Annotated in this window: 26 protein-coding genes; 15 read left to right on the top strand and 11 right to left on the bottom strand. The window is 38.7% G+C overall.

All coding sequences use genetic code 11. The annotated features are described in order from the left end of the window. Nucleotides 1-195: 195 nt before the first annotated feature. Nucleotides 196-1,608: an NADP-dependent phosphogluconate dehydrogenase gene (gndA, locus tag AC1VNJ_RS19915; RefSeq protein ID WP_013059861.1), complete on the top strand. Its 1,413-nt coding sequence runs from the start codon at nucleotides 196-198 to the stop codon at nucleotides 1,606-1,608. A 42-nt stretch (nucleotides 1,609-1,650) separates the two neighbouring features. On the opposite strand, the gene zwf is transcribed toward gndA, so the two are convergent. Further along, nucleotides 1,651-3,153, bottom strand: coding sequence for a glucose-6-phosphate dehydrogenase (zwf, locus tag AC1VNJ_RS19910; protein ID WP_013085508.1), 1,503 nt, complete (start codon nucleotides 3,151-3,153; stop codon nucleotides 1,651-1,653). Between the two features lie 305 nt (nucleotides 3,154-3,458). Further along, a complete protein-coding gene (locus tag AC1VNJ_RS19905) occupies nucleotides 3,459-3,905 on the bottom strand; it encodes a staygreen family protein (RefSeq protein WP_013085507.1) in 447 nt (148 codons plus the stop codon). A gap of 177 nt (nucleotides 3,906-4,082) precedes the next feature. Here AC1VNJ_RS19905 and AC1VNJ_RS19900 point away from each other — a divergent pair, with 177 nt between their 5' ends. The 3 genes from AC1VNJ_RS19900 (at nucleotide 4,083) to AC1VNJ_RS19890 (ending at nucleotide 5,565) form a co-directional block, all read left to right on the top strand. Further along, nucleotides 4,083-4,757 carry a uracil-DNA glycosylase gene (locus AC1VNJ_RS19900; protein WP_028411955.1) on the top strand — a complete coding sequence of 225 codons (675 nt, stop codon included), beginning with the start codon at nucleotides 4,083-4,085 and terminating at the stop codon, nucleotides 4,755-4,757. A gap of 115 nt (nucleotides 4,758-4,872) precedes the next feature. Continuing rightward, a complete protein-coding gene (locus AC1VNJ_RS19895) occupies nucleotides 4,873-5,178 on the top strand; it encodes a YwdI family protein (RefSeq protein WP_482641201.1) in 306 nt (101 codons plus the stop codon). A gap of 15 nt (nucleotides 5,179-5,193) precedes the next feature. Then, nucleotides 5,194-5,565: a DUF423 domain-containing protein gene (locus AC1VNJ_RS19890; protein ID WP_013059856.1), complete on the top strand. Its 372-nt coding sequence runs from the start codon at nucleotides 5,194-5,196 to the stop codon at nucleotides 5,563-5,565. Between the two features lie 24 nt (nucleotides 5,566-5,589). Here the strand turns inward: AC1VNJ_RS19890 and gerQ are convergent, their stop codons facing one another. The 3 genes from gerQ to hemQ all read right to left on the bottom strand — a co-directional run bounded on the left by gerQ (nucleotide 5,590) and on the right by hemQ (nucleotide 7,421). Next, nucleotides 5,590-6,072 carry a spore coat protein GerQ gene (gerQ, locus tag AC1VNJ_RS19885; RefSeq protein WP_028411957.1) on the bottom strand — a complete coding sequence of 161 codons (483 nt, stop codon included), beginning with the start codon at nucleotides 6,070-6,072 and terminating at the stop codon, nucleotides 5,590-5,592. A 26-nt stretch (nucleotides 6,073-6,098) separates the two neighbouring features. Continuing rightward, nucleotides 6,099-6,521 carry a cell wall hydrolase gene (locus AC1VNJ_RS19880; protein WP_016765947.1) on the bottom strand — a complete coding sequence of 141 codons (423 nt, stop codon included), beginning with the start codon at nucleotides 6,519-6,521 and terminating at the stop codon, nucleotides 6,099-6,101. 156 nt (nucleotides 6,522-6,677) lie between these two features. Next, nucleotides 6,678-7,421, bottom strand: coding sequence for a hydrogen peroxide-dependent heme synthase (gene hemQ, locus AC1VNJ_RS19875; protein WP_013059854.1), 744 nt, complete (start codon nucleotides 7,419-7,421; stop codon nucleotides 6,678-6,680). A gap of 276 nt (nucleotides 7,422-7,697) precedes the next feature. Between hemQ and pta the strand changes: the two genes are divergently transcribed. Beyond that, the gene (gene pta / locus AC1VNJ_RS19870) at nucleotides 7,698-8,669 is read left to right on the top strand and encodes a phosphate acetyltransferase (protein WP_013059853.1); all 972 of its coding nucleotides are present in this window, start codon (nucleotides 7,698-7,700) and stop codon (nucleotides 8,667-8,669) included. 31 nt (nucleotides 8,670-8,700) lie between these two features. On the opposite strand, the gene lipL is transcribed toward pta, so the two are convergent. After that, nucleotides 8,701-9,552 (bottom strand): octanoyl-[GcvH]:protein N-octanoyltransferase, encoded by an 852-nt coding sequence (gene lipL / locus AC1VNJ_RS19865; protein ID WP_028411958.1) that lies wholly within the window; start codon nucleotides 9,550-9,552, stop codon nucleotides 8,701-8,703. 128 nt (nucleotides 9,553-9,680) lie between these two features. Then, entirely contained in the window at nucleotides 9,681-10,355 is a 675-nt protein-coding gene (locus AC1VNJ_RS19860) for an RsfA family transcriptional regulator (protein ID WP_033580385.1), read from the bottom strand. Nucleotides 10,356-10,556: 201 nt separating this feature from the next. Here AC1VNJ_RS19860 and AC1VNJ_RS19855 point away from each other — a divergent pair, with 201 nt between their 5' ends. From AC1VNJ_RS19855 to AC1VNJ_RS19845, 3 genes are all read left to right on the top strand, one after another. Continuing rightward, entirely contained in the window at nucleotides 10,557-10,781 is a 225-nt protein-coding gene (locus AC1VNJ_RS19855) for a YuzB family protein (protein WP_013059850.1), read from the top strand. Between the two features lie 193 nt (nucleotides 10,782-10,974). Then, entirely contained in the window at nucleotides 10,975-12,282 is a 1,308-nt protein-coding gene (locus AC1VNJ_RS19850) for an HD domain-containing protein (RefSeq protein WP_482641200.1), read from the top strand. A 23-nt stretch (nucleotides 12,283-12,305) separates the two neighbouring features. Further along, complete coding sequence (locus AC1VNJ_RS19845; protein ID WP_033580386.1) at nucleotides 12,306-12,815, top strand: YwgA family protein; 510 nt, start codon at nucleotides 12,306-12,308, stop codon at nucleotides 12,813-12,815. Nucleotides 12,816-12,860: 45 nt separating this feature from the next. Here AC1VNJ_RS19845 and AC1VNJ_RS19840 read toward each other — a convergent pair whose 3' ends face one another. Further along, on the bottom strand, nucleotides 12,861-13,046 hold the full coding sequence (locus AC1VNJ_RS19840) for a 2-hydroxymuconate tautomerase (protein ID WP_328172967.1): 186 nt from the start codon (nucleotides 13,044-13,046) through the stop codon (nucleotides 12,861-12,863). Between the two features lie 273 nt (nucleotides 13,047-13,319). Between AC1VNJ_RS19840 and AC1VNJ_RS19835 the strand changes: the two genes are divergently transcribed. After that, nucleotides 13,320-13,967 carry a site-2 protease family protein gene (locus AC1VNJ_RS19835; protein ID WP_028411960.1) on the top strand — a complete coding sequence of 216 codons (648 nt, stop codon included), beginning with the start codon at nucleotides 13,320-13,322 and terminating at the stop codon, nucleotides 13,965-13,967. Nucleotides 13,968-13,983: 16 nt separating this feature from the next. Then, complete coding sequence (locus AC1VNJ_RS19830) at nucleotides 13,984-14,496, top strand: YwhD family protein (protein ID WP_013085495.1); 513 nt, start codon at nucleotides 13,984-13,986, stop codon at nucleotides 14,494-14,496. Between the two features lie 38 nt (nucleotides 14,497-14,534). On the opposite strand, the gene AC1VNJ_RS19825 is transcribed toward AC1VNJ_RS19830, so the two are convergent. Then, nucleotides 14,535-16,601: a transglycosylase domain-containing protein gene (locus AC1VNJ_RS19825; protein ID WP_028411961.1), complete on the bottom strand. Its 2,067-nt coding sequence runs from the start codon at nucleotides 16,599-16,601 to the stop codon at nucleotides 14,535-14,537. Nucleotides 16,602-16,867: 266 nt separating this feature from the next. Between AC1VNJ_RS19825 and speE the strand changes: the two genes are divergently transcribed. From speE to argS, 4 genes are all read left to right on the top strand, one after another. Beyond that, nucleotides 16,868-17,695 (top strand): spermidine synthase, encoded by an 828-nt coding sequence (gene speE, locus AC1VNJ_RS19820; protein ID WP_013059843.1) that lies wholly within the window; start codon nucleotides 16,868-16,870, stop codon nucleotides 17,693-17,695. 75 nt (nucleotides 17,696-17,770) lie between these two features. After that, complete coding sequence (gene speB, locus AC1VNJ_RS19815) at nucleotides 17,771-18,649, top strand: agmatinase (protein WP_028411962.1); 879 nt, start codon at nucleotides 17,771-17,773, stop codon at nucleotides 18,647-18,649. 189 nt (nucleotides 18,650-18,838) lie between these two features. Then, complete coding sequence (locus AC1VNJ_RS19810) at nucleotides 18,839-19,279, top strand: YwiB family protein (RefSeq protein ID WP_014457736.1); 441 nt, start codon at nucleotides 18,839-18,841, stop codon at nucleotides 19,277-19,279. Continuing rightward, complete coding sequence (gene argS, locus AC1VNJ_RS19805) at nucleotides 19,276-20,946, top strand: arginine--tRNA ligase (protein ID WP_328172642.1); 1,671 nt, start codon at nucleotides 19,276-19,278, stop codon at nucleotides 20,944-20,946. Before AC1VNJ_RS19810 ends, argS begins: the two co-directional genes overlap by 4 nt. Nucleotides 20,947-20,978: 32 nt before the next feature. Here argS and uvsE read toward each other — a convergent pair whose 3' ends face one another. Both uvsE and cls read right to left on the bottom strand, forming a co-directional pair. Continuing rightward, entirely contained in the window at nucleotides 20,979-21,932 is a 954-nt protein-coding gene (gene uvsE, locus AC1VNJ_RS19800) for a UV DNA damage repair endonuclease UvsE (RefSeq protein ID WP_034263994.1), read from the bottom strand. 24 nt (nucleotides 21,933-21,956) lie between these two features. Continuing rightward, the gene (gene cls, locus AC1VNJ_RS19795) at nucleotides 21,957-23,150 is read right to left on the bottom strand and encodes a cardiolipin synthase (RefSeq protein WP_051137078.1); all 1,194 of its coding nucleotides are present in this window, start codon (nucleotides 23,148-23,150) and stop codon (nucleotides 21,957-21,959) included. Nucleotides 23,151-23,348: 198 nt separating this feature from the next. On the opposite strand from cls, the gene AC1VNJ_RS19790 reads away from it, so the two are divergent. Continuing rightward, nucleotides 23,349-25,460: a (Fe-S)-binding protein gene (locus AC1VNJ_RS19790; RefSeq protein ID WP_482641199.1), complete on the top strand. Its 2,112-nt coding sequence runs from the start codon at nucleotides 23,349-23,351 to the stop codon at nucleotides 25,458-25,460. Nucleotides 25,461-25,560 lie beyond the last annotated feature (100 nt).

The raw sequence follows: 25,560 nt of genomic DNA, 5'->3' as shown, positions 1-25,560 counted from the left end.
TGCGTTCATTTCACTTATTTTATCGAAATTTTCTTCAAAATAATCAATGTTCGGTGAGCATGATTCTTTTCAAATGTGTATAATAAAACGTATGATTATGGTTATATCAAACTTGAATCTGTAACTTTCTTTATGATATGTTCAGTTACGATTAGGTTGACCAATTCATATTACACATGAAGGGAAGAATTTAACATGGCAAAACAACAAATCGGTGTTATCGGTTTAGCGGTTATGGGGAAAAACTTGGCGCTAAACATTGAGAGCAGAGGCTATTCTGTTTCAGTTTATAACCGCTCTCCTGAAAAGACAGAAGAGTTCCTAAAAACAGAAGCAGAAGGTAAAAATTTTGCAGGTACATACAGTGTGGAAGAGTTTATTAATTCTCTTGAAAAACCGCGTAAAATTTTATTAATGGTTAAAGCTGGTGCTGCTACAGATGCAACAATTGATTCGTTAAAACCATACTTAGAAAAAGGCGACATTTTAATCGATGGCGGAAATACATTCTTCCAGGATACAATTCGTCGTAACAAAGAGCTAGAAGAATTAGGTATCCATTTCATCGGTACAGGCGTATCCGGCGGAGAAGAAGGCGCATTAAAAGGACCTTCAATCATGCCTGGCGGACAAAAAGAAGCATATGAACTTGTAAAACCAATCTTAACAGCTATTTCAGCGAAAGTTGAAGGCGATGATTGCTGCACATACATTGGACCAAATGGTGCAGGTCACTACGTAAAAATGGTTCATAACGGCATCGAGTATGGCGATATGCAGTTAATTTGTGAAGCATACTTCATCATGAAAAACGTATTAGGCTTAGAAACAGATGAATTACATGAAGTATTTGCTGAATGGAATAAAGGCGAGCTAGATAGCTACTTAATTGAAATCACAGCTGATATCTTTACGAAAAAAGATGAAGAAACAGGGAAAGCACTTGTAGACGTTATTTTAGATACTGCAGGTCAAAAAGGTACAGGTAAATGGACAAGCCAAAGTGCGCTTGATTTAGGTGTACCACTACCAATCATTACGGAATCTGTATTTGCACGCTTTATTTCAGCTATGAAAGAAGAACGTGTAAAAGCAAGCAAAGTATTGAGCGGTCCAAATGCAGCTGCATTTGAAGGCGATAAAACCGAATTAGTAGAAGCAATTCGTAAAGCATTGTACATGAGTAAAATTTGTTCATATGCGCAAGGGTTTGCTCAAATGAAAGCAGCTTCTGAAGAATATGACTGGAATTTACAGTACGGTGATATTGCAATGATCTTCCGCGGTGGTTGTATCATCCGTGCACAATTCTTACAAAAAATTAAAGAAGCTTACGATCGCGATGCAGATCTAACAAACTTATTGTTAGACCCATACTTCAAGGATATCGTAGAAGGCTATCAGTCGGCTCTTCGTGAAGTTATTTCAATTGCGGTTAAACAAGGTATTCCTGTACCAAGTTTCTCAAGTGCATTAGCTTACTATGACAGCTACCGTACAGAAACGCTACCAGCGAACCTTTTACAAGCGCAACGTGACTACTTCGGAGCTCACACATATCAACGTGTTGATAAAGAGGGCGTATTCCATACTGAGTGGTTAAAATAAAAAACAAGAAAAGCAGCTGTATACTACAGCTGCTTTTTTTATTTACTCTTTAGGTGAGAAGTTGTCTTCTCCGACTGGCCACCAGTGGAAACCGTCTTCAGCAAGCAATGCGTCTGATTCTTTTGGTCCCATTGAACCTGATTCGTAGTTCGGGAAGTTTTGTGCTTTTGTGCTTTCCCATGCTTCTGAGATAGTATCAACAAATTTCCAAGAAAGGGCTACTTCATCCCAGTGAGTAAAGTTCGTTGCATCTCCAAGCATGCAATCATAAATAAGGCGTTCATAAGCTTCCGGTGTATTCATTTTATCTCCACAGTTATTGCAATAGTTCAAGTTAATCGGTGTGGATGATGTGGCACCTGGCGTTTTACGCGCGTTCAAGTGAAGCGTAATGCCTTCTTCCGGTTGGATATGAATGACAAGCAAGTTTGGATGAATTTCTTTATCTTTATTGAAGTACAGGTTCATTGGTAAGTCTTTGAACTGTACAACAATTGTTGTTGCTTTTTCTTTCATGCGTTTACCTGTACGGATATAAATCGGTACGCCAGCCCATCTGAAGTTATCAATCATAAGCTTACCAGATACAAATGTAGCGGTATTAGACTCAGGATCAACCGAGTTTCCTTCGCGATAGCCGATAACTTCTTCTCCTTCAAGTACACCTTTGCCGTATTGACCTCGTACAAAATAATCATCTACTTCATCCACTGATAAAGAGCGAAGAGCACGCAATACTTTTACTTTTTCACTGCGAATTTCTTCCGGTGTTAATTTAATCGGCGGTTCCATTGCAAGTAGGGCCACCATTTGAAGCATATGGTTTTGTACCATATCTCGAAGGGCACCTGAAGATTCATAGTAACGGCCACGGTCTTCTACACCAAGCGTCTCACTAGACGTAATTTGGATGTTTGAAATGTATTGGTTGTTCCACATCGGTTCAAATAGAGCATTTGCAAAACGGATAACTTCGATATTTTGCACCATTTCTTTACCGAGATAGTGGTCGATACGATAAATTTGATCTTCCTTAAATGCATGGCGAATTTGTTCATTTAATTCTTTAGCAGAAGGATAATCATGGCCAAACGGCTTTTCAATGACTAGGCGGCTCCAGCCTTCTGTTTGTGTTAAACCTTCATTTTTTAAATTCGAAGCAATCGTTCCGAAAAATTCAGGTGCCATTGCTAGATAGAAAATACGATTTCCAGGCACGTTGTATTGCTCATCAAGGCTTTCTGTTAGGCTTTTTAATTCTTGATAAGAAGCGACATCTGTTACGTCAAACGGTTGGTAATAAAAATGTGAAGCAAACTTTTCAATGTCAGCGTCACTGTTTTTGAAACTGCTCACTGATTTTTTTACATTTTCGCGTAATTCGTCATTAGTCCAAGGTCTTCTTGCGACACCAACAACAGCGAAATCTTCCGATAGTTTGTTCGCTTTATATAAGCGGAAAATAGAGGGGAATAACTTACGTTTTGCTAAATCACCTGTAGCGCCAAAAATTACGATAATGGATTTTGGTTGTACATTTGTCATTACTTCTAGGACCTCACTTTGTCGTAGTTACGTTCAATTTTTTTCCGCTTTAACAGACAACACTTAAATGAAATCTGGGGATTCATTGCCCGTTAAACTCGGCCTTTATAAACAAACGAATGATTGCTTGTTTACCTTTTCCTTTATGTATAGAACTACTAATAAATTGTAACGATTTTAAAGGGTTAACGCAAATAGATTAAAACAATTTGTAGTTATTATTCCATGTTTTTAACAAGTTTAAAAGTATTTTGTTTCGAATACGGAGAAAAAGCTACCGTTATTTTAACAGTAGCTTTTCTCATTTATTTATATTGATACAGGGAACCGATAGATTTTTTTGTTGAAAATGGCAGCTCAGGGCTATCGGCAATGATAAAAATAGGACAGTGCATTAAAAGTGGATGTTTTTCGAAAAAGGAAGCATCAGCGTGATAGATAGACGATAGAATAACAGGGAGCTGTTCTAAAAAGTGAAGGTAGCGTGTAATGGTTTCATCTGTTGATGTATGCGCACCGATGTAATAATACACAGTAAGGGAATAAAAACCTTTATCGAAGACGAAGGATGCTAAATATTCGTTCCGCTCTTTTTGCATATGATCGTAGGCAAATTCAATGCCGATTTGAATGGAAGGAACAGAAGTGTGTTGACCTGGGAAAACGGTGTATTTTCTTGGTATCATTGGTTCAACGGGTGTAACACCCAGGCTGTAGGTTACGTCTATTTGGTGGGGATTGCTGATGATCATATGGAATCCCTCCTTTAATATAAAAATACACTCTTTATAAGTGTATACAAAGTTTCATTGAACATGACAATATTAAAATATGCCCAGGCTCTCAGCGTATTTAAAGCAGGCAACGTTTGAGCAGGCGGCAGAGTTTACGATAAAATAACAAAAAAGATTATTATGAGGTGATAAGCAATGAGTATTTTAAAAAATGACTGGGCTCCTTTATTAGAAGAAGAATTTCAAAAAGACTATTACATACAGCTTCGAGAATTTTTAGTGGATGAATATAATCACCACACCATTTATCCTGATAAATATGATATTTTTAACGCTTTACACTATACGGATTATAAAAATGTAAAAGTTGTCATATTGGGACAAGATCCTTATCATGGACCAAATCAAGCGCATGGACTGAGCTTCTCTGTTCAACCAGGAGTCAAAACACCGCCTTCTTTAGTGAATATTTACAAAGAGCTGAAAAATGAAATGGACTATCACATTCCGAATAACGGTTATTTAGTCAAATGGGCAGAACAAGGTGTTCTTTTGCTTAACACTGTTTTGACGGTTAGAAGAGGGGAAGCGAATTCTCACAAAGGAAAAGGATGGGAACAGCTGACGGACCGCATTATTGAATTAGTGGCACAAAAAGAGGAGCCGGTCGTGTTTTTGCTGTGGGGCAAACATGCACAAGCTAAAAAAGAGCTCATTCATCATTCACACCATTTAATTTTGGAAAGCCCGCATCCTAGCCCATTTTCAGCTAATCGAGGCTTTTTTGGCAATAATCATTTTCAACGAGCAAATGAGTTTTTGCTCCAACACGGACGTCAATCCATCGATTGGCAAATTGATGATGTGTAAAAGTGAGCATTTCATGAAGATTAGCTTCAGACATAGCCTCCTATTTCATCTTTTGATAAAATAGCTGTATAAAGTCATATTGAATGTAAGATGAGGTGTCTACATGGATATAAAAATGGCGCAGCTCCTTGATAAAATTAGTGCAGAAGTACAAAAAGCGAAGCACCATTCGAATAGTGGGAACGTTCGAGATCAATTGGTTGCTATCAAAGCACTGTGTGAGCTTGCATTAGATCAAAATGAAGAGGTTTCAGCATCGAAACCTGTCTCGGTTTCAAAACCTGTTGTCATGTCTTCATCGGAAATTATGCAATCGCCTGAGATTATGCAGCAACAGATTATTCAGTCATCCAAACCTAATTTTGAAGGAACGAAATTGAAATCAGATGATGCAAACGGCGATAGTTTGTTTGATTTCTAAAGTGAGGGGAAAAACATGAAACTATTTTTAATAATCGGTGCAATCAATGCGATGTTAGCGGTTGCTCTTGGTGCCTTTGGAGCACACGGGTTAGAAGGGAAAATCTCAGAGAAGTATTTAGAGGTATGGAAAACAGGAGTGCAGTACCAAATGTTCCATGCAATGGGGCTGTTCGTTATTGCGTTTTTATTAAGCAAATTTCCTCAGTCTTCTTTGTTAACAGCTTCGGGCTGGATTATGTTTGCAGGGATTGTGCTGTTTTCAGGCAGTCTCTATGTATTAAGTACGTCCGGTATTAAAGTTCTTGGCGCGATTACTCCCCTAGGTGGAGTTGCTTTTATTGTAGCCTGGATTTTAATTGTTGTTGCAGCTGTAAAATGGCTATAAAAAAACCCCTGAAAAGGGGTTTTTTTAACGCGGAGAATAATTGCTCAACTGTTGGCCTCCACCGCCAAATGGATAATTGTATTTAATTTCTTCATCGAAGGTAATGTAATCAAGATAAACCATAAGCAGTACATAGCGCGTTCCAGTCTGTGGATCGCTTAAAATGATATGATCGCGTCCGGCCGCTTCAATAATACCTCTAAAGACCTTCGCGTTCCACTGCGTATTATTTTCAAACGTCATATATACAGTCGCTATTTTTCCTCGATTTAAACGTAAAATATTTTCAATATATGATTCTTCAATAGGCAGTTGATTTGGGTCTTGCGGGGCACCACTGCCTCCAGAAGAGGTAGGGGGTGGCCCTCCTTGGCTTTGCCCTTGAACCTGCGGCTGGCCGCCTGGCTGGGGCTGCTGCGGCTGAGGCATATAATAAGGGTAGTTTGGACTCATATACGGATTTTGCATATATTGCTGTTGCGGTTGATTAGACTTTGGTTTTTTCATAGGAACCTCCTTCAAACAAAAAGAAATTAGTAAACTCCTGGACAATCAGCTTGAGTTGGTGCAAAGAAACAGTGAGATTTAAATCGTCCTGTGTTATTTTGGTTATACCATTGAGCAGGACAGTCGCCGCTGGGCTTGAAAAACCACAGTGAGTTTTCCGCGGGGTTAAAACGTTCCCCTCTTAATACACGTCGTGCAAGTGTAATTTCAGACTGGCGGGCACGCTGATAAAAGTAGCCTTTTTGAGTTGCTTCAAATCCGCCTGGGTTTTGAAATACCATCTGACGAATGGTTCTTATATTTCTAAAATCCAAACAGGGAGCTTTAGCGCGGTTCACGCCTACATTTCCTACCAGTAACATCCCTTGTTTTCCTTCACTTTCAGCTTCAGCTCGAATGAGTCTGGCTAGGAGCTTAACATCTTCTTCGTTGTGTGCAACGACTGCCATTATCCCACCTCGCTTACTTGTGACACTGTTGTATATATATGGTCCTGTAGATGCGAATATGCCATGGGTAGAAAATAAAAAAACCTGTTTCCAAGTGGAAACAGGTTTTTTATATACTAAATTTTATAAAAGAGATGAACGCTTTTGCAGCTTAGTTTAAACGTGTAAAAAGCGTGCAATAGCTTCTTCTTTTAATAAATTTCCGACAAAGAAGCTGCCAAATTCCCCGTAGCGAGCACTTACTTCGTCAAAACGCATTTCGTATACTAATTTTTTAAATTGAAGAACGTCATCTGCAAAAAGAGTAACGCCCCACTCATAATCATCAAACCCAACAGAACCCGTAATGATTTGCTTTACTTTTCCAGCGTATTGACGTCCAATCATTCCGTGGCTGCGCATTAAGCTGCGTCGTTCTTCCATAGGAAGCATGTACCAATTGTCATTTCCTTGACGACGTTTATCCATTGGATAAAAGCAAACGTGACTAGCTTTTGGTAAAGTTGGATATAGTCTAGCTTGGATTTGAGGATTTTCATAAGGATCCTCCCCAGCAGGTAAGTAGTTGCTTAATTCAACTACTGATACATATGAATAAGTAGGAATGGTAAACTCAGCAAGCTTTGTTTTGTTAAATTCTGTTTCAATTTCATTTAGTTCTTCCATAGTAGGACGAACAAGCATTAGCATAAAATCTGCTTTTTGGCCGACAATGGTATATAAAGCATGACTGCCTTGCTTTTCAGCTTCAGTTCCTTTCCATTTCTCAATCAAACCTAAAAATTCATGGATGGCCGCTTGGCGATCGTCGCTTGATAACTGCTTCCAAGCGCCCCAATCGATTGAACGGAAATCATGAAGTGCATACCAACCGTCTAATGTTTGTGCTGCTTCTGCCATTTCGTTTCACTCCTATTGTCCGATTATGATAAATTCCAATTCTACTATATCATAGTTTGTCCGAAGAACTGGAATGAAAAACCTGTGATTTTGTGACTAAACTTTAAACAATTGTTGCAAAGTAAAAACAGGTTTTATTTTGAGTGTTAGCGGAAAATTAAGAATTAAAAGACTTTTTCGTAATCATGGATTCTTGAAGGACATGCCTTTGATTTTTAAAAAAAGTGGAGTATCCTATTATGAGAAAAGTTTTTTACATATCGAGGAGGATTTACTTTGAGTGATTTATTTACAGGTTTAAAACAAAAAGTATCAGCTAGCGATGTATCAATCGTATTCCCAGAGGGATTAGATGAGCGCGTATTAGGTGCTGTTTCTCGTTTAGCTGCCGACAATATCTTAAAGCCTATCGTTGTTGGAAATAAAGACGCGGTAGCATCAAAAGCAGCAGAATTAAACGTAAAATTAGACGGTGTTGAGGTTTTAGATCCTCAAAGCTACTCTGAATTTGATGAAATGGTGGCAGCATTTGTTGAGCGTCGTAAAGGCAAAGCAACAGAAGAAGATGCTCGCAAAATTTTATTAGATGAAAATTATTTTGGCACAATGCTTGTTCATATGAACAAAGCTGACGGTCTTGTAAGCGGAGCTGCTCATTCTACAGCAGACACGGTGCGACCTGCTCTACAAATTATCAAAACAAGACAAGGTGTTAAGAAAACATCTGGCGTATTTATCATGGTTCGCGGCGATCAAAAATACGTATTTGCTGACTGTGCAATTAATATTTCACCTGACAGCCAAGATTTAGCTGAAATTGCTATCGAAAGTGCTCGTACAGCTGAAATGTTCGATATCGATCCTCGTGTTGCTATGCTAAGCTTCTCAACAAAAGGATCAGCAAAATCTCCGGAAACAGAAAAGGTAGCAAACGCAGTAGAAATTGCAAAAGAATTAGCACCAAGCGTAACATTAGACGGCGAATTCCAATTCGACGCAGCATTTGTTCCTTCTGTAGCTGAAAAGAAAGCACCAGGTTCAGTGATCAAAGGAGATGCAAACGTATTTGTATTCCCAAGCCTTGAAGCAGGTAACATTGGTTACAAAATTGCACAGCGCTTAGGAAACTTCGAAGCAGTAGGTCCAATCTTACAAGGTCTAAACAAACCGGTAAACGATCTATCTCGCGGTTGTAACGAAGAAGATGTGTACAAGCTTGCTTTAATCACAGCTGCTCAAGCACTTTAATAAAAAAACTCCGTCCTAGGGCGGAGTTTTTTTATTCGGCTAATGAACCCAACGCTTTTTCATTGCGGTCATACATGCGCTGCAGCTGCGTCTCAAACAGCATTTGTTCGGTAGCATTTAAAGGCATATTTACAAGAGAAGAGCTCATGCTATTCAGTGTTTGCAATAAAAGCAGCATGACATCAGAAACGGTTAAATCAATCTGTAATAGTTCAGATAGAGAAGCCATTGTATGAGGCTCGATATCTGGGTATGAAAATTTAGTTTCTGTGTTTTGGAGCCCTTTTTTGTAAAACTCTTGAATGAGAGAAGCGCGTTTAGAGCCGCTTCCGTTAACGCATAAGTAAATTTGTACGGCCACACCGCCGCGAACGCGTCGCTGTGAAATGCCTGCAAATTTTTGATTGCGAATGCTCAAATCAAAGCTGCCGGGACAATAGGATCCTACGATTTCCTTCGCTTCAATTGCGGTACCGTAAGATGCAAACATGGCCTTAATCAAATCAAACATGGCTTCATAGCCACGATCAATATCAATTCCTTTTTCTGCATCTGGAAAAATTAAAGAAATGTTTAGAACATCTTGATCAAGTACGACAGCGAGGCCGCCTGAATTGCGGACGATTGTTTTATACCCTTGTTCATGTAAATAAGCTGCACCTTCAGCCAGGTGAGGGAGCTTTGTATCTTGAATGCCTAATACAATCGTATCGTGATGCACCCATGAGCGCATGACAGCTGGAGATTCACCTCTTCCAACGGTTGTACAAAGCGTGTCATCGATGGCAAAAGAATGACGGGCATCAAAATGAGGACCTAGACTGGATTGATCAATAATACGCCAAGCGGGCTGTGCTAAAAGTTTCAAACTATTCTGCTGCATATCTCAAACCCCTTTATAAACAGTAAACGAACATATTATAGCATAAAGGCGTCAGGTCATTGTCTGTAAAATAGAAAAAGAAGAAAGCAGAGCCAAGTTTGACATCCCTCTTTCTTCGTTCGTGTCGCTTATTCAGCCATTTTCTCAAGATTTCCGTTACGATCCATTTTAAACGTAGTAGAAGAACGCTCTTCTTCATCAAATAGAGCTAACTTTCGCGCACGGTTCATGATTTGCATTAATGTTTCATAGTCTTCTTGAATAGTAGTAGCATTAGCTTCGAGATGTTTAATTTGTTTTTCCAACTCTGTGTTTTTCTTAGCTAACTCTGCATTTTCTTGCATCAAGCGTTTGTTTTCGCTTTGCAATGCTTGTAAATTGCTCGCTTGATTTGGCATTGTTTGCAAGAAGCGAATAACATCAGCCATTGAAAGCTCCTCACTGCTGCTTCTTTCTACGTGTGTTTCAGGTAAGCTATATGTTGCTGTAGGCGCAGACATCATTTGTTCCACATGCTCTACAGATGCTGGTGGCGTATATAATAATTTCTTTTTGCCTTGCTCTTGTCCAAGTGCACGCATACGCTGTTTTCGCTGTTTTTTAGCTAGCTGCAGTGCTTTTTCATACTGATGGCGTACAACAGCATTCCATCTGAATCCACATGCTGCTGAAGTTCGATTTAATTCATCTCCAACTTCTTCAAACGCATTCAACTGCGTACTTCCTTCGCGGACATGGCGCAATACTGTTTCAGCTAATAATAAGTCGTTTTCTTCTGTCCAAGCATCTTGTCTATCTTTCACTTTGTTCACTCCTCTATTTTCCATGACTCATAGTAATCATGTTTTGTAGTATCATCATGTACAAAAAATCCATACTTTATACCATTTCTTCTAGGAGTATGATAGATTTTGCTTCCTTCTTTAACTTGCATCGGACTTCAAATAGGGGTAAAATACCCCTTAGACAAAATGATGAACCAATTTTGAAAGGATTGTGTCAACATGGCAAATGAATTTAGAATTTGTGATGATTGTCAGGCAACAAACGTCAAAACGTTGTTACCTCGACTTAAAAAAATAGATGAACAAGCTGAAGTACAAATCGGTTGCCAGTCTTACTGTGGACCCGGACGTAAAAAGTCATTTGCATTTGTAAATAACCGTCCTGTAGCAGCGCCAACAGAGGACGAATTAATCGAGAAGATTGAAAAAAAAGTAAAAAAATAGATAGTGAAACAATAAATAGCTGCTTTTCTGCTACTTATTTGTCGAACGAGCTTCTTACAAACAGAATCGCCTTGTTTGTTAGGTAAATCACCTTGGTTGCTTGACAAGGTGATTTTTTATTCTGAATAGGAAAATAGGAAGTGAGTGTCGAAAAATTATAGCAACAACAAAGTGAAGATAGAGAGGTATGTAAATGACATATCCTAATGAAAAACTCAGTGAAGAAAAAGTATTTAAAGATCCTGTTCACCGCTATATCCATGTAAGAGATCGTGTTATTTGGGAGCTAATTGGGACAGCCGAATTTCAAAGGCTGCGTCGTATTAGACAGCTAGGAACGACATACTTAACGTTTCATGGGGCTGAACACAGCCGTTTTAGTCATTCCTTAGGTGTTTATGAAATTGTGCGCCGTATTATTGACGACGGTTTTCAAGGACGCCCTGAATGGAATGAAGATGAGCGTCTTCTTTGTCTTTGTGCTGCTTTACTGCACGATTTAGGTCACGGTCCGTTTTCACATTCATTTGAGAAGGTTTTCCACTTAGATCATGAAGAATTTACACAAGCCATTATCGTAGGTGACACGGAGGTAAATCAAGTGTTGACGAAAGTGGGAAAGGATTTTCCTAAAAAAGTGGCCGAAGTAATCGCGAAAACATATGAAAATAAGCTTGTCGTTAGTTTAATTTCCAGTCAAATTGATGCAGATCGCATGGATTATTTGCAGCGTGATGCGTATTACACAGGAGTAAGCTACGGTCACTTTGATATGGAACGAATTCTTCGTGTTATGCGTCCTCGGGAAGACCAAGCCGTGATTAAACACAGCGGTATGCATGCGGTTGAAGATTATATTATGAGCCGCTACCAAATGTACTGGCAAGTGTATTTTCATCCTGTTACGAGAAGTGCTGAAGTTATTTTGACAAAAATTTTACATCGCGCGAAAGAGCTCCATCATCATTACTATGAGTTCAAGCAGGAGCCCACTCATTTTTATTCGATTTTTGAAGAAGAAATATCGCTAAAAGAGTATTTGAAATTAGATGAATCTGTTATTTTATTTTATTTTCAAGCATGGGAAGAAGAAGAGGATGAAATTTTATCTGATCTATGCCGAAGATTTATGAATCGTCAGCTTTTTAAATACATTGAGTTTAATCCAAATTCACAAATGAAAATGTGGATGGAGCTTACAACACTTTTTAAAAAAGCGGGCATTAACCCAGATTATTATTTAGTCGTCGATTCTTCAAGCGACCTACCATACGATTTTTATCGACCGGGTGAAGAGGAAGAACGTTTGCCGATTCATCTGTTGATGCCAAATAATGAAGTGCGTGAATTATCACGTCAGTCGGAGATTGTTGAAGCAATTTCAGGGAAAAAGAGAACCGATCATAAATTATATTTTCCACAAGATCTCATTGATCAATTGTCGTCTAAGCGAAAAGTTAAAGATCAGATTATAAACTTACTAAAAGGAGTTCAGAGTTAAATAGTATAGGAGTTGAAGGGGCTGTGTTAAACGATCACGCAAAGATTGTGAAAGTATTTTCCGCGGCGGGAGAAGTTGTTGGCAGAAAAAAGTTACAAAAGATGATATTTATCGGAAAAAAACTGAAGTTTCCTTTTTATGAAAAGTATAATTTTCACTTTTTTGGACCTTATTCTGAGGAATTAACGCTTCGAATTGAGGAGCTGTGTAACTTGGGCTTTTTAAGTGAAATTAAAGAGAAAAAAGGCGGGTATATGCAGTATCGTTACGTATTAACAGAAGCGGGAGAAGGATTTTTAAGTCACTATGATTTAGAGCTTCCTCACTTGCAGGAATGTATGAAGGATATGAACGAGCAAAGCTCTAAATTTTTGGAGCTCGTCTCTACGATTTTATATTTTGATAACTTATCTAAAGAAGAAGTAAAAGAAAAAGTGTTTACGTTAAAGCGTAAGCAAAACTATACAGAAGAAGACATTGCAGAAGCATACGAATATATTGAAAAACTTCAGGCAACTCTGTCTGTACATTAAAAAGATGCCATAGGTCAACTCCTATGGCATTTTTTTATGTAGGCGTTATTGATCGCTCATGCGCTTGCCCGCTACAGCGTAATGGTTTTTAGACATTTCTTCGATGATAATGGATATTTTTTCAGGTGATGCACCTGTTGTTTCTACAACAGCATCCGTTACTTTTTCAACAAGAGCTCTTTTTTGATCATCTGTACGGCCCTCAAGCATCTTAACAGTTACAACTGGCATAATGTGTACACTCCTTTTTGGTCAGTATATGATTAGTGTACCCGTTTTCTGAATAAAATGACAGTATGAGGTAGTGATGCAGGTCATAATCTGTAGTATACTTTTTATCATAACATCGATGCTAAAAACCAGGTGGGGCCATAGGGAGCCCATGTCTGGTTTTTGAGACCTTTGAGGCCATATTCAAGAAGTCTTGTATCCTTCTTCGTAAGCAAACGGTTTATTTAGTAGATATGATGTGTAGAAATTATTTTAAAATAAAGGAGATAAAGAGTGGAACATTTTTTAGCTTTTTCATTGCAAGACCTTCCTTACGTGGTGATGACCCTTATTGTTGCATTCACACTGCATGAGTTTGCACATGCGTATGTAGCTTATTTATTTGGAGACCACACGGCTAAAAAGCAAGGAAGGCTAACGCTTTCTCCGCTGGCACATTTAGATCCATTTGGAACGCTTTTGTTAATTATCGCAGGTTTTGGGTGGGCGAAGCCGGTTCCTGTTAATCGCTATTTCTTTAAAAAGCCTCGTTTAGCTGGTATTCTAGTATCGATAGCGGGACCGTTTAGCAACTTGTTGTTGGCATTTATCGGCTTGCTTATTTACTATTTGATGAACAATGCCGCAGTGGACAACGATGCGCTTTATCGTTTTTTTACATTATTTATTCAAATAAACCTAACACTAGGCGTATTTAACTTGTTGCCTTTTCCGCCTTTAGACGGCTACCGCGTGATTGAAGATCTCGTTCCGCCGTCTACACGAGCCAAAATGACGCAGTATGAGTCTTGGGGTATTTTTGTATTTTTGATTCTTGTGATTACACCTCTGGATCGAATTGTAATCTGGCCGCTTCTAAACGGAGCAGCAACGTTTGTGATGAATATCTTTCAGCAGATATTAGCACCACTGATTTACTAAATAGAGGAGGCTTACTATGACTCAGCCAAAAAAGAAAAGTATAGGATTTAATATCATAAAAGACGATTCAACCGACGGCCACGGCGGCTACGGGGTTGGAGCGTTAAGTTTAGAAAACATTTCACCGGTTTTTGTTTGCCCAAGCGATGAAGAAGTATTTGTCGATATTGGTGCGATGCATGCCAGAAGTGTAGTAGAAAAAGGAATTAAGTTCTTACCGAATAAAGACGAGGTGCCAAACGGCAAGTTATATTGGCTCGTATGGGTAACGATTGATCGCAAGCAAGAAGGACCTTACTACGCAGGTATGACAGCATGTGAAATGACCGTTGATCGTGAAATTCGCCGCGGCTATAAGTCGCTTCCTGAACATGTAAACAAAATGGATAAATCCTTAAAACGACGCATTATGGTAGAAGAAATGGATAACAAGTCTAAGGCTTTGCTTCGTGAGTTTTTGAAGTCTCATAATGAAGAAATCTGGACGTTATCTAATGATGACTTAAAAGAAGCGCTTCAAACATCGTAATGCTAAAAAAAGCTTAAGGCCAAGGCCTTAAGCTTTTTTTAATCAAACCATTTTGGGAACCAGTGAAATTTTTTACCTTCTGTTTCACGCTCTTTTTTCTTCGTTTTTGCTGCATGATCGATGTGATCAGTACAATATGTTTTAGGCTGTGTTCCAGTTAAATAATAAGCTTTATATTGAACAGGACATGATTTGGATGCTAACTTTCCATTTTGAGGATTAATGTTGACGCTCATTAATCCGTTTGGTGCTTTAAACTTTTCTTTTTTCTTCCCTTTTAAAGCATCTTCCATAAATAGCGCCCACATTTTTTTTGCGTATCCTTTTTCAGCTACATCATCCATTGTCCTTCCTTGATCATATCCAACCCAAACGCCTGAAACGAGCTGAGGAGAGTAGCCAATCATCCAGCTATCCGTAGAGGTTGTGCCGGATTTTCCCGCGTAAGGACGAGATACATATTTAGAAATAGGCTTTCCTGTGACGGTTGTATAGCCATTTAGCTTTTGATTAAACATGCCTGTCATTAAATGGGTAGTAAGAAAAGCATAGCGTCTATCAATGACTTGTTTCCGTTCAGAAGGAGCTTGATAAACAACTTCTCCGTCATGGGTTTCAATTCGTTTAATAAATGTTGGACGAATTTCTTTTCCGCCATTAGCAAAGATGCCGTACGCATTAACCATATCAATGACTTTGACAGGTGAAGTTCCAAGAGCTAAAGATGGAACTTTCTTTAAAGGTGATGATATACCAAGTGTTTTAGCGGTTTCGATCAAGCGATTTTCCCCAATGAACAAATGCGTTTTGACCGCATAAATATTGTCTGAAAGTGCGATGGCTTGAGCCATTGTAATAGGCGCATCTGCATAATAATTGTGATAGTTACTAGGCGTGTATGTCGAAACACCATCTTCTAATTTGAACGTCGTTTCTTCACTTTTCATTGGAGTGGATTCAGTAAAACCATCTTTTAATGCCGCATAGTATAAAAATGGCTTCATCGTTGAGCCAGGCTGTCTTACTGCTTGAGTAGCGCGGTTAAACGGGCTCTTTTCATAATCTCTTCCACCAATAAGAGCTTTCACTTGTCCATTTTTAGGATTCATCGCAACAAATGCACTTTGTACGTCTGAAGAGCTGCTGATAACATCTTTCATTTTTTCTTCTGCCGTTCGCTGCATCTTTTCATCCAGCGTTGTATAAACGCGAAGTCCATTTGTATAAATCATGGTTTCATCAATGCCTAAATCTTGCTTTAATTCTGCTAGCGCTGCATCCATAAAGTAAGAAGCGTCTTCTTTGTTAGGATCTTTTTCAGCAGGCTTTGAAAATGCTAGGGGAGTTACCAGCGCTTTTGTTGCTTGCTTCGACGTAATAATTCCATCCTCTTTCATGAGAGATAAAATGATATTTTGTCGTTTTTTTGCATTTTCCTGATGAATAAGAGGAGAGTAGTAGCTAGGGCCTTTTGGAATACCGGCTAACATACTCGCTTCACTTAACGTCAAATTTTTGGCGTGCTTATCAAAGTACAGCCTAGCTGCCGCTTCAATTCCATAAGCTCCATGGCCGTAGTAAATCGTATTCATGTAGCCTTCTAGAATTTGGTCTTTGCTATAATTCATTTCTAACCGAATCGTATACAGAGCTTCTTGAAGCTTTCGAGTCCACGTTTTGTCGTGCTCTAAAAACAAGTTTCGTGCATACTGCTGAGTAATAGTACTCGCACCCTGTACTTTTCCCATAGCTTTTATATCAGCTACAATTGCTCCGGCGATTCGATGCATATCAAAGCCGTGATGCTCATAGAAGCGCTTATCTTCAACGGCTAAAGTCGCATCTTTTACGTAAGGTGAAATTTGATTAAGTGAAACCCAGTAGCGCTTTTGTCCATTGTGAACTTCATCAAGAACTTTACCGTTTGCTGAGTAGAAAACAGCTGTTTGAGAAACGTTTAGCGGAGGGGGGCCAGCGATTTTGGCGTAGAGAAAGATGCTTATGTAGGCAAACAACAATAAAGCCCCCGCTAATATACCAAGGACGAGAAGAATTCGGAAGATGCGTCTTGCCTTTTTTAAATGTTCGGTTAATACCGTTTCCATTTCTATTCACCACCAATATGTGTCACTATGCACCATACATGTTGCTTTCAACACAACAAAATTCTATTAAAAGAGCGGTGCAAGTAGATTCTAAAGCTTGTATCTATCATCAGTATGAAATAGAAAAGGAGGTTTTAAACCTCCATTGCTAAAAATTTTACTTGCTTTTTTGCTGAATTCATCTATACTTTTTTCATGTTTGTATAAATTATGTTAGGGTAATCTATGCATAGGTTAATTCTCAAAATAGAAGGGAAGATTTTGAAATGGAATTATGGTTCACAGAAAAGCAAACAAAGAACTTTGGTATTACAGCTAAAATTAATCGCACTTTACATACAGAGCAAACGGAGTTTCAAAAATTAGACATGGTTGAAACAGAAGAGTTTGGTAACATGCTCCTACTTGACGGTATGGTTATGACAACAGAAAAAGATGAGTTCGTTTATCATGAAATGGTTGCACATGTACCGTTATTTACGCATCCAAATCCAGAAAACGTACTAGTTGTAGGTGGAGGAGACGGAGGCGTAATCCGTGAAATCTTAAAACACCCAAGCGTAAAAAAAGCGACGTTAGTTGATATCGATGGAAAAGTTATTGAGTACTCAAAAAAATTCTTACCTTCAATTGCGGGTAAACTAGAAGATCCTCGTGTTGATGTACAAGTAGATGACGGATTTATGCACATCGCTAAAAGCGAGAACGAATACGATGTCATTTTAGTGGATTCAACAGAGCCAGTAGGTCCAGCTGTGAATTTATTTACAAAAGGATTCTATGCAGGTATCTCAAAAGCACTTAAAGAAGATGGTATCTTTGTTGCTCAATCGGACAACCCTTGGTTCACGCCAGAACTTATCTCAAATGTTCAGCGTGATGTAAGAGAAATCTTCCCGATTACACGTCTATACGTAGCAAATATTCCAACGTACCCAAGCGGTTTATGGACATTTACAATGGGCTCAAAGAAACATGATCCATTGGAAGTAAGCGAAGATCGTTTCTTTGATATTGATACAAAATATTACACAAAAGAATTGCACAAAGCGGCATTTGCCTTACCTAAATTTGTGCAAGATCTTATTAAATAAGTTATCACATACAAGTGAGATGCCAGAGGTTTAAGGCTGGCATCTTTTCTATGAGTAATGAAGGAGGAACAAAATATGCGTTTTGATGAAGCTTATTCAGGTAATGTATTTATTGGCAGTCACCCTGTTTTTGAAGAAAGTGAAGCGGTTCTTTACGGAATGCCAATGGACTGGACAGTTAGCTATCGTCCAGGTTCACGATTTGGCCCAACTCGTATTCGTGAAGTATCAATTGGATTAGAAGAATACAGCCCGTATTTAGATCGGGAGCTAGAAGAAGTGAAATATTTTGATGCAGGAGATATTCCACTTCCATTTGGGAATCCTCAGCGCAGCTTGAACATAATTGAAGAGTATATCGACCAGCTTTTAGCAGCGGACAAGTTCCCATTAGGCATGGGCGGAGAGCATTTGGTTTCTTGGCCTGTTATGAAAGCTATGTATAAAAAATACCCGGATTTAGCCATTATCCATATGGATGCTCACACAGACCTTCGTGAAGAGTATGAAGGAGAACCACTTTCTCATTCCACTCCAATTCGTAAAGTTGCTGAACTAATCGGACCGGAGAATGTTTATTCATTTGGTATTCGTTCAGGAATGAAAGAAGAATTTCAATGGGCAAAAGAAAACGGTATGCATATTTCAAAATTTGAAGTTCTAGAGCCGTTAAAAGAGATTCTACCAACACTTGCAGGTCGTCCTGTTTATGTAACAATTGATATCGATGTATTAGATCCAGCGCACGCTCCTGGTACAGGAACAGTAGATGCAGGCGGTATCACATCAAAAGAGCTTTTAGCTTCTATTCACGCAATTGCTAAATCAGATCTTCGTATTGTCGGAGGAGATTTAGTCGAAGTAGCTCCAATTTATGATCCGTCTGAACAAACAGCTAATACAGCAAGCAAGCTTATTCGCGAAATGATCTTAGGCTGGGTTCAAAAGAAATAAATAAAGTAAAAAGGCGGCCGCCTACGGCCGCCTTTTTTGTTTGAAATATGTGAGTACGTCAAACACAGTGAAAAAAGGAATTCTCGGCTTATCTATCATATTTCCTTTGAAGTATTATTGAATTCTTTCTTTAGAATGTTTATACTATTTAAGTTATAACGTATTCATTTTAATAAGGAAGTGTCTTTTGTGAGTAACGCTTCAGAAGTCAAAAAACCCATTGAAGTTAAAATTGTGACGGATATCCGTGATGGTCACCGAAAAGAGACAACATCGGTAAATGCAAAAGGTATGTATTATGAAAAAGGATCGAAAATTTATCTTACATACACAGAGCGCCAAGAGGAAATCGGAGATATTAGAACAATGGTAAAAATTAGCGAAGACGAAGTATCAATTAACCGAACTGGTGCTGTTCAAATGAAGCAATCGTTTCGTAAAAAGGTACAGATCGAAGGAACTTATATAAGCCCTTATGGACGTATGGATTTACTAACATTCGCTCATAACATTGAATATAAACAAATGACTCAAAAGGGTCGGTTATTTTTAACGTATGATCTAGAAGTACAGGGTCAGCCTACCGGGAAATATGCGTTAACCATTACATTCAAGGAGGAGAAAAAATGAACATCGTCGAACAAGTGCAGCAAAAATTAAAAGCTGAAATTCAAGATGCTGTGGTCAAAGCAGGACTTGCTGAAAAAGCAGAACTTCCAGAAGTTCTATTAGAAACACCAAAAGATAAAACACATGGTGATTATTCTACCAATATGGCTATGCAGCTAGCTCGTATTGCCAAAAAAGCACCGCGTGTTATCGCTGAAGAGCTTGTAGCAAACTTCGATAAATCAAAAGCATCTATCGAAAAAATTGACATTGCAGGCCCTGGATTCATCAACTTTTATATGAATAACTCTTATTTAACAGAGCTTATTCCAACGATTATAAAAGCTGGTGAAGCATACGGTGAGACAAACGTAGGGAACGGACAAAAAGTACAGGTTGAGTTTGTTTCAGCTAATCCGACAGGAGATTTACATTTAGGACATGCCCGCGGTGCTGCAGTTGGAGACTCATTATGTAATGTTCTTGAAAAAGCAGGTTACGATGTGTCACGTGAATACTATATCAATGATGCTGGTAACCAAATTAATAACCTGGCTTATTCAGTAGAAGCACGCTACATGCAGGCTCTTGGTTTAGAGAAAGAAATGCCTGCAGACGGCTATCATGGTGCTGATATTATAAACATCGGAAAAGAGTTAGCAAAAGAGCACGGAGACAAGTATGTAAACGCCTCTGCAGAAGAGCGTTTTGAATTCTTCCGTCAATACGGATTAGATTATGAGTTAGCTAAATTAAAGCGTGATCTTGAACAGTTCCGTGTGAAATTTGACGTATGGTATTCTGAAACGTCTCTTTATAAAAATGATAAAATTTCAGTTGCACTTGAAACGTTGAAAAAACAAGGCCACGTATATGAAGAAGAAGGTGCTACGTGGTTCCGCTCTACAACATTTGGTGATGATAAAGACCGTGTGTTAATTAAAAATGACGGTTCATTTACGTACTTAACGCCAGATATTGCGTATCACCAAGACAAAATTCAACGCGGATTTGATAAGCTAATTAATATTTGGGGAGCCGACCACCATGGATATATTCCTCGTATGAAAGCGGCGATTCAAGCGCTTGGTTATGAAAAAGATACGCTGGAAGTAGAAATTATTCAAATGGTTCAACTGTATCAAAATGGCGAAAAAATGAAGATGAGCAAACGTACAGGTAAAGCAGTAACAATGCGTGACCTAGTAGAAGAGGTAGGCCTTGATGCAACTCGCTACTTCTTTGCGATGAGAAGTGCGGATACACATTTAGACTTTGATTTAGATTTAGCTGTTTCTCAATCTAATGAAAATCCTGTATACTACGCGCAATATGCTCATGCCCGTATTTGCAGTATTCTTCGTCAAGGTGAAGAGATGGGGATTCAATCAACATCTGGCACCGACCTTTCATTAATTAGTGCAGAAAAAGAAATGGAACTGCTGAAGAAAATCGGAGAGTTCCCTCAGGCCGTAGCGGAAGCAGCAACAAAACGTATTCCGCACCGCATTACGAACTATGTATTTGATCTTGCTTCTACGTTCCATAGCTTCTATAATGCAGAAAAAGTATTAGACAGCGATAATATAGAAACAAGTAAAGCGCGTATTGAACTAGTGAAAGCTGTTCAAGTAACGCTTCAAAACTCCTTAAAACTAATTGGTGTTTCAGCACCTGAAAAAATGTAAATAAAAAAAGAGCCTCTTGGCTCTTTTTTTATTTAAAAAACAAGCGTGGCGCCTCCCGTACGCTTTACTCCTCTCATTGATGCTAAATCTTCCACTAATTTTAGCAGCGCTTTATCTTTTAACTTTGCTTCAATCATTACGTCAAAATCTTGTCCCATATCTTTAGCTATTTGCAAAAAAGGTGCGATGAAATCAGTTGAGACATAATCAGAGTGACTTCTAAATTCTTTTTCAGATTTAGGAGAAGAGATATGTACTTTTGGTTTTAATCCGATATGTTTCCACGTGTCAAAGATACGAGGGAGCAATAGGTCAAGAGGTTCTTCTCCTTCATTTGCTTTATGGTGGTGATAATCAAAGAGGAGAGGGACTTTCTCTTTTTCGCATACGGCTAATGTTTCTTCAGTTGTGTATGTTTTATCATCGTTTTCAAGAGTCATGCGCTTTTTAATGGCAGGCGGCAGCGTTTGAATGTTTTCATGAAATCGACCAATCGCTTTTTCTTTATTGCCATAAGCTCCTCCTACATGAATATTAATAAGAGCTTGATCAGCTACTCCCATCGCTTCAAGCATTCTATAGTGATAATCCATATCTTTTACCGCATTTTCTGTAATGTGTTTTTTGTCGCTTGTAAATAATGTGAACTGATTGGGGTGAAAACTCACGCGCAGCTGATGATTCCGAATCAATTCTCCTATCTCTGACCAGTCTTCTTGGAACGCATCAATGTAATTCCAAGCTACTTCAGGATGAGTAGCTAAAGGGACAAGAGAAGATGACAATCGATACAGCATAATTTCGTGGGCAATATTAAAATGCAAAGCGCGCTTAGTATGATTCAAATTTTGTTTTGTGACGTGATGAAGCTTATCCAGCCTCTCATCTTTTTTCATTTTTCCCCATCTAGTAAACGTGAGGGTTTTAGCAGGTGAGCAGTCCCAAAGCGACAGGGCATGTGATACATAGCCAAATCTAATTTTCATGATAAATCTTCCTCTTTTCGTTCATTAAAGTAACGGAGAAATAAAGGTTGCAAATCCTTGCTTTAGTTTTTCACTCCATTTTCGGTTTTTGACATCTTCTAAAGACAAAATTGGGCATTCCCCCATACAAGCTTTAAAGCTGTTCTTTACTTCTTCAATATACGTTGCATCATAGATTAAACAGTTGATTTCAGCATTTAAGAACAAGCTTCTTTTATCAAAATTAGCCGTTCCTACATCGCAGATAACATTGTCTGCAATTAATACTTTGGCATGGTAAAAACCGTAATAATATTGATAAATCATACAACCTGCTTGAAGTAATGTGGGAAGATAAGCAAACGCAGCATGATGAACAAGCGGTTGATCTGCACGCATTGGAATTAAAATATGAACTTTTACTCCCCGTGCACGAGCTTGGAGTAAAGCATTCATCAAAGGTTCACTTGGAATAAAATAAGGAGTACCTATGTACAATTCCCTATTGGCTTGGTTGATAATCGATAAAAAGCTTTCTTCAAGTGAAAAACCTTCAGTCGACTTTAGCTGAATAACATAGTCTCCTTCAGAGGTTGGTGGAAAGTATCTTTCCACTTTACGCAGGTCTAAGCCGGTAGCAGCATACCAGTCGCTCAATAGTTGCATTTGAAGGTCTTGTATACCTTCCCCTTCCATACGCAGGTGGTAATCTTTCCACACCCCAAGCTTGGCGTCGAGTCCTAAATATTCTCTTCCAATATTAAAACCGCCAATGTAGCCAACTTTCCCATCAATAACGGCCATTTTACGGTGATTGCGTGCGTTGAGTGTATAAAACAAATAAGGCCACCGTAGCGTTCGACTGTAAGCAAAATGAACACCTTGTTTCTTTAAGAATGCAATTTTGTTTTTCTTGATTTTATAGCTTCCTACACGGTCTACCAATAATCTGACTTCAACATTTTGCTGTGCTTTTTGGACTAGTAAATCTAAAAATTCTTGGCTAATTTCATCATTTTGTACAATGTAAAACGATAAATGGATAAATGAAGAGGCATTTTCTATTTCGTGAAATAAATCTTTATACAAGACATTCCCGTCTGCGAACAAAAAGAGAGAAGCACGGCGTTTTGGAAAAGTATTTTCAGCCTGGGAAAATACTTTCTTTCCAACACCAAGGTCAATTGCAAGCCAAGCAATAAAAATAATAAAAAGTAAAATCACAATCATGCCGCTCATCATGTCACCTCTTTTCCCGATGTAAATACATTTTATGTTGTTCTTAGTGTCACCTTGTTTAAATAGAATATGAACAAAAGAACGAAAAGATATTGACTGAATGCTCATTCATTATATACAATGAAAACAGATATATTATCAGAAAATTTAGTCGTCAGGAGGAAAGAAAGGTAACAAATTATTCAAGGAGGGGACGAGATGACAGGGTTGCTGTGGGTGAATTTTCTCTTTTTTATTATTGTAACCGCTTACGCTATCTCTTTGTTTGTATATTTAATTCGCACACGCATTGAGTACATTCAATTAGGAAAAAAAGTTGAATTTGATCAGCGGTTAAAAGAAAGGCTGCAAAAAATTTGGGTGAATGTGTTTGGACAAAAGAAACTGTTAAAAGATAAAAAAAGTGGAATTATGCACGTCATGTTTTTTTATGGGTTTATTTTAGTTCAGTTCGGCGCGTTAGACTTCATTATAAAAGGTTTGCTTCCAGGTAAACATTTGCCGCTTGGACCTTTATATCCCGGCTTTACATTTTTCCAAGAAATTGTGACGTTTTTGATTTTAGTAGCAGTTGTCTGGGCTTTTCACCGTCGCTATGTAGAAAAGCTTGTGCGTTTAAAAAGAGGATTTAAATCTGGTTTAGTACTGATTTTTATTGGAGCACTTATGCTGTCAGTGCTTGTTGGAAACGGCATGTCAATCATCTGGCATAATCATGAACCAGCATGGACAGAACCGATTGCGTCATCTATTGCCATCTTGTTTAAGGGAATCAATGATACTGCCGCTATCTCCATTTTTTATGTTTCATGGTGGATTCACTTAGCCGTGTTATTGACGTTTTTAGTATATGTTCCTCAATCAAAACATGCTCATTTACTGGCTGGACCGGCTAACGTATTTTTTAACCGTGTTTCTAAGCCAGGTAAGCTTGAAAAGATTGATTTTGAAGATGAGACGCAGGAGACGTTTGGGGTTGGTAAGATTGAAGAATTCACGCAGCATCAGCTCATTGATTTATATGCCTGTGTAGAATGCGGTCGATGTACGAATATGTGTCCGGCAACGGGTACGGGGAAAATTTTGTCTCCAATGGATTTAATTTTGAAGATGCGCGATCACTTAACAGAAAAAGGAGCGGTTGTGACATCTAAGGCTCCTTGGGTTCCTACGTATGCATTCTCTAAAACAAAAGGAAATCAGCTGGCGATGATGGCGGCCAGCCAAGGCGGAGCAGAAGCCGCAGCAACAGCGGAATATAATCCCGCCCTAATTGGAGATGTCATTACGGAAGAAGAAATTTGGGCATGTACAACGTGCCGAAACTGTGAAGATCAATGTCCCGTAATGAACGAGCATGTAGATAAGATCATAGATTTACGACGTTTTTTAGTATTAACCGAAGGAAAGATGGACGCGGATGCTCAGCGTGCCATGACGAATATTGAGCGTCAAGGAAACCCTTGGGGATTAAACCGAAAAGAGCGTGAAGAATGGCGACATGTAAGAGAAGATGTTCACATTCCGACTGTTAAAGAAGTAAGTAAAGCGGGTGAAACGTTTGAGTATTTGTTCTGGGTAGGTTCGATGGGATCTTATGATAACCGCAGTCAAAAAATCGCTCTATCGTTTGCTAAGCTTCTCAATGAAGCTGGTGTTTCATTTGCGATTTTAGGAAATAAAGAAAAAAATTCTGGTGATACGCCCCGCAGGTTGGGCAATGAATTTTTATTCCAAGAGTTAGCTTCTAAAAATATCGCTGAATTTGAAAAAAATGAAATCAAAAAAATTGTTACGATTGATCCACATGCTTACAATATCTTCAAAAATGAATATCCAGATTTCGGTTTTGAAGGAGAAGTGTATCATCACACAGAATTATTAGCTATGTTGGTGAAAGAAGGTAAGCTGACACCAAAACATGCGGTTAATGAAAAAATTACCTTCCATGATTCCTGTTATTTAGGAAGATATAACGAAGTATACAGTCCACCAAGAGAAATTTTGAAAGCGATTCCAGGTGTTAGTTTGATTGAAATGGATCGCAACCGTGAAAATGGTATGTGCTGTGGAGCAGGAGGAGGGTTAATGTGGACGGAAGAAACGACCGGCCAGCGAATTAACGTAACGCGCACGGAACAAGCCTTAGCCGTTAATCCAAGCATTATCAGTTCAGGTTGTCCGTACTGCTTAACGATGCTAAGTGACGGAACAAAAGCAAAAGAAGTAGAAGAAAAGGTTCATACGTATGACGTAGCAGAACTGCTTGAAAAGTCAATTTATGGTGACGTGCAAGAACAGGTTTCATAAAGGAAAAGTAGAGATGGTATTCATCTCTACTTTTTAAAGAAAGGAAATTGAGCAAGCGTTCAATCGGCAAGGACAAAGAGTAGGAAAAAGGGGAGGAAAC

Source organism: Priestia sp. 3CA3 (assembly GCF_056836725.1).
The sequence above is the reverse complement of the archived record's forward strand: the minus strand, read 5'-3'. Positions and strand labels throughout refer to the sequence as shown.

Excerpts from the sequence above, each read along its gene's own strand:
- gndA (WP_013059861.1), top strand. The coding sequence starts at position 196 with ATGGCAAAACAACAAATCGGTGTTATCGGTTTAGCGGTTATGGGGAAA.
- zwf (WP_013085508.1), bottom strand. The coding sequence starts at position 3,153 with ATGACAAATGTACAACCAAAATCCATTATCGTAATTTTTGGCGCTACA.
- AC1VNJ_RS19905 (WP_013085507.1), bottom strand. The coding sequence starts at position 3,905 with ATGATCATCAGCAATCCCCACCAAATAGACGTAACCTACAGCCTGGGT.
- AC1VNJ_RS19900 (WP_028411955.1), top strand. The coding sequence starts at position 4,083 with ATGAGTATTTTAAAAAATGACTGGGCTCCTTTATTAGAAGAAGAATTT.
- AC1VNJ_RS19895 (WP_482641201.1), top strand. The coding sequence starts at position 4,873 with ATGGCGCAGCTCCTTGATAAAATTAGTGCAGAAGTACAAAAAGCGAAG.
- AC1VNJ_RS19890 (WP_013059856.1), top strand. The coding sequence starts at position 5,194 with ATGAAACTATTTTTAATAATCGGTGCAATCAATGCGATGTTAGCGGTT.
- gerQ (WP_028411957.1), bottom strand. The coding sequence starts at position 6,072 with ATGAAAAAACCAAAGTCTAATCAACCGCAACAGCAATATATGCAAAAT.
- AC1VNJ_RS19880 (WP_016765947.1), bottom strand. The coding sequence starts at position 6,521 with ATGGCAGTCGTTGCACACAACGAAGAAGATGTTAAGCTCCTAGCCAGA.
- hemQ (WP_013059854.1), bottom strand. The coding sequence starts at position 7,421 with ATGGCAGAAGCAGCACAAACATTAGACGGTTGGTATGCACTTCATGAT.
- lipL (WP_028411958.1), bottom strand. The coding sequence starts at position 9,552 with ATGCAGCAGAATAGTTTGAAACTTTTAGCACAGCCCGCTTGGCGTATT.
- AC1VNJ_RS19855 (WP_013059850.1), top strand. The coding sequence starts at position 10,557 with ATGGCAAATGAATTTAGAATTTGTGATGATTGTCAGGCAACAAACGTC.
- AC1VNJ_RS19850 (WP_482641200.1), top strand. The coding sequence starts at position 10,975 with ATGACATATCCTAATGAAAAACTCAGTGAAGAAAAAGTATTTAAAGAT.
- AC1VNJ_RS19840 (WP_328172967.1), bottom strand. The coding sequence starts at position 13,046 with ATGCCAGTTGTAACTGTTAAGATGCTTGAGGGCCGTACAGATGATCAA.
- AC1VNJ_RS19830 (WP_013085495.1), top strand. The coding sequence starts at position 13,984 with ATGACTCAGCCAAAAAAGAAAAGTATAGGATTTAATATCATAAAAGAC.
- AC1VNJ_RS19825 (WP_028411961.1), bottom strand. The coding sequence starts at position 16,601 with ATGGAAACGGTATTAACCGAACATTTAAAAAAGGCAAGACGCATCTTC.
- speE (WP_013059843.1), top strand. The coding sequence starts at position 16,868 with ATGGAATTATGGTTCACAGAAAAGCAAACAAAGAACTTTGGTATTACA.
- speB (WP_028411962.1), top strand. The coding sequence starts at position 17,771 with ATGCGTTTTGATGAAGCTTATTCAGGTAATGTATTTATTGGCAGTCAC.
- argS (WP_328172642.1), top strand. The coding sequence starts at position 19,276 with ATGAACATCGTCGAACAAGTGCAGCAAAAATTAAAAGCTGAAATTCAA.
- uvsE (WP_034263994.1), bottom strand. The coding sequence starts at position 21,932 with ATGAAAATTAGATTTGGCTATGTATCACATGCCCTGTCGCTTTGGGAC.
- cls (WP_051137078.1), bottom strand. The coding sequence starts at position 23,150 with ATGAGCGGCATGATTGTGATTTTACTTTTTATTATTTTTATTGCTTGG.
- AC1VNJ_RS19790 (WP_482641199.1), top strand. The coding sequence starts at position 23,349 with ATGACAGGGTTGCTGTGGGTGAATTTTCTCTTTTTTATTATTGTAACC.